The 3,250-nt window shown below is 39.5% G+C and carries 2 protein-coding genes; both read left to right on the forward strand.

Going from position 1 to position 3,250, the window contains the following annotated elements:
- Nucleotides 1-1,172 (forward strand): ADP-ribosylglycohydrolase family protein (locus Q0X89_RS05345; protein WP_297691878.1); only part of this gene is annotated, 1,172 nt, incomplete at its 5' end.
- A 346-nt stretch (nucleotides 1,173-1,518) separates the two neighbouring features.
- A partial coding sequence (locus Q0X89_RS05350) for an adenylate/guanylate cyclase domain-containing protein (RefSeq protein ID WP_297691880.1) occupies nucleotides 1,519-3,250 on the forward strand: 1,732 nt, incomplete at its 3' end.

Below are 3,250 nucleotides of genomic sequence, written 5' to 3' on the forward strand. Positions count from 1 at the left end.
GTTTAGTAACCGAAATGGATAAAATTGGAAACATAGGGGAGATAAAAACAGGCCCCTTTTACACCAGGGACGATTGGGGAAAACCAGACCAGCCAAGTATCTGGGGTGAAGGCCTTCCCAGTGAATTATCAGAAAACATAGACTTTGTATTCAGGGGTGAAGATGAGATATGGGGCGCAGACGATGATACGGATATTGAGTATATGTATCAGCATTTATTGTATACCAATAAGACGAGCAGGCTAAGCGGAAAGCAAATTAAGGAAGGTTGGTTGAAGCATATAAAACATGAAGAAGAGAATTATTTATGGGTTGCGAATCAAAAAGCTCTGGATATGATGCTGAATGGCGCAGTGCCGCCTGAAACAAGTGATCCGAATATTACTAAGGACAGTGTTTACGATAACTACCATGAGATGATAGATGCGCAATTAACTACTGAGATATTTGGCCTTTTTGCCCCTTCGAGACCGGATATTGCATTAAAAATGGCCGAATTACCTATACGAACCACAGCCAGGGAAAATGCCCAGTGGATCTCAGAATTCTATGTTATTATGTATTCCCTGGCATCAGAAGTTGATAAAACCCTTTCGAAAAAAGATCAAATAATTTGGATGGCTAATCAGGCCAGGGAGCACCTGCCTAATGATTCATATGCTGCGAAGATGTATGATTTTGTGAAAGGTAAGTATGATGAAAACATTCCATGGGAGCAAGCCCGGGATGACTTATATGAGCGTTATCAGGTGAACCAGGAAGATGGCTATACCATAACTTCGAAAAATATTTTCTGCAATGGTTGCTTTGCGGCAGGAATTAATTTTGGTGCCAGTATCGTTAGCCTTTTATATGGTGAAGGAGACATAAAAGAGACCATTAAGATAGGGGCATTGGCTGGTTGGGATTCTGATAATCCTACTGCTACCTGGGGTGGACTTTTGGGCTTTATGCTTGGTAAAGAAGGTGTTGAGGCGTCTTTTGGGCGGACATTTTCAGATAAGTTTAATATCCATAGAACACGTGTAAACTTTCCGAATGACGGTTTAGACACTTTTGATGAAATGGCTAAAACAGGCATTTATATTATTGACCGGGTAGTTCAGGAAGAAATGGGTGGAGGTGTTGATCTGGAAAAAGATGTATGGTATATACCTAACAACGGAGGGTAACCCACATAATCAATACTAAGGTCCCGGAGTTGTTTTAGTTGCTGCTAAATCAAGAGATCTGTCTTGAACCAACAATTCCGTATGTTCTACATTCCAAATAACAAAAATAGGACAACATAAAACTGCCATTAGATGTCGCCAGCTCGCTTAGCTGGTGTAGTCGGATTTGACCACGCTTTGACTGGGCTCAGGAATAGTTGAATTCTCGTGGAATTGCTGAAGTTGGTTCTAATTCCAATAATTATACTAACTTTAAAGTGTAACCCCCTTTTATACAAACCGTTAGGTGCAATACACTCCGAAGATTCAATAAATTAAAAGAGATTTATTATCTTAAGATGATTGGATGAAAGAAAACAGAAAACTTAATACCATCCTTTTTGCCGATATTGCCGGCTATACTTCATTAATGCAAAATGATGAAGTAAAAGCCATGAAATTGCTTCAAATTTTTAAAAAAATACTTGAACAAAATGTATCAAAATTTGAAGGGTTAATAGTGCAATATTTTGGTGATGCCTGTATTCTGTCATTTGATAGTACAACATTGGGCGTTAAGTGTGCGATTTCTTTGCAGAAGGATTTTCGAGAAAGTAATCTTCCTATCAGGATTGGGATGCATTTGGGAGAAGTTGTATTTACTGAAAATAACGTGTTTGGAGATGGAGTCAATATAGCATCCAGAATTGAATCTATGGGCGTTCCCGGCGCCATATTGCTTTCCAAAACAGTTCGGGATCAGATTAAAAACAAGTCGGAATTTGAACTTTCTTCCCTGGGGGCCTTTGAGTTTAAAAATGTTAAAGAACCGCTGGAAGTATATGCCATAACCAATCCCGGATTTACACTTCCACCCCGTAGTGAATTAAAGGGAAAGTTTAGGGAGACACCGGAAAAGAAACGACCCAAATGGTTGATCCCGGTGACTGTGGCAAGTTTAGTGCTCATAGCGATCTTTATACTACTCTATACTCTTGTACCCGGATTGGAGATTTCACAAGATCAAACGGAAAACTCCATTATACGGAAAGGGATCGCCGTTATGCCTTTTCAAAATTTAAGCCCGGACAATAGTGACGAGTTCTATTGCAATGGCATCATGCAAAACGTATTGGATAACCTCTCCAGAATTCCAGAATTCATCGTACTGCCTAGTCGTACCACGAACCTTTACAAAGACACCCAATTATTGCCAACAGAACTCGGCGAAGAATTAGGAGTAGAGTATCTCATCGACGGATCGTTTCAGAAGATAGACTCACTAATTCAAGTGACGGTCGCTCTCACAAGTACCCACGATGGAAGGCAGATCTGGACCAATGAAAAGGTCACATTTTCTCTCCCAGAATTATTCGCCATGCAAGCTCAAATAGCCAACCAGGTGGCAAACCAACTAAAAACAAGCCTAAGTGACGAAATAAACAAGTCAATGGAAAACATTCCCACAAGGGATGAACTTGCCTATGAATACTATCTCAGGGGGAAAGATATATTAAAGAATTTTGATGAGGAATTTCGCACAAATGAAGCAAATATACAGATATTGAGCGACGCTAAAATCTATTTCAATTTAGCCGTTGAACGTGACTCGGTTTTTGCTTCTGCTTATTTGAGTTTAGCCAAAATTGAATACAATGAGAAGTATACGGCCAATATTTTAAAAGACTCTACACTATTTGAATACAATAGATTGGTAGACAAAGCCCTTCAACTGGATCCACAATTATCCGAAGGCTATTTAATGAAAGGCATGTATGCTGACCAAGAACTTAAGGCTCCCAGCGAGGCCGAAAAGTACCTTCTAAAAGCCCTGGATATCAATCCCAATAATATTGATGCCCTCTATGCCCTTTCAGAATTGTACAGTGACCCGAAATTCGACCTTGTCGAATCCATCCGCTTGCTCAAAGAAATTGAATACAGAACGGTCAATGAAGAAGAACTTTATGGTATTTACTCGAAACTTTCTAACGCCTATTCAAAAATAATGGATCGGGATATGGAAAGGTACTATGTAGAGAAACGCATCGAAATTAATGATAGTGTTCCTGATATATTCATACCCTGGTTTTATTTGA

The sequence above is a fragment of the uncultured Eudoraea sp. genome (assembly GCF_947258525.1).
In the GTDB taxonomy this organism is placed as follows: domain Bacteria; phylum Bacteroidota; class Bacteroidia; order Flavobacteriales; family Flavobacteriaceae; genus Eudoraea.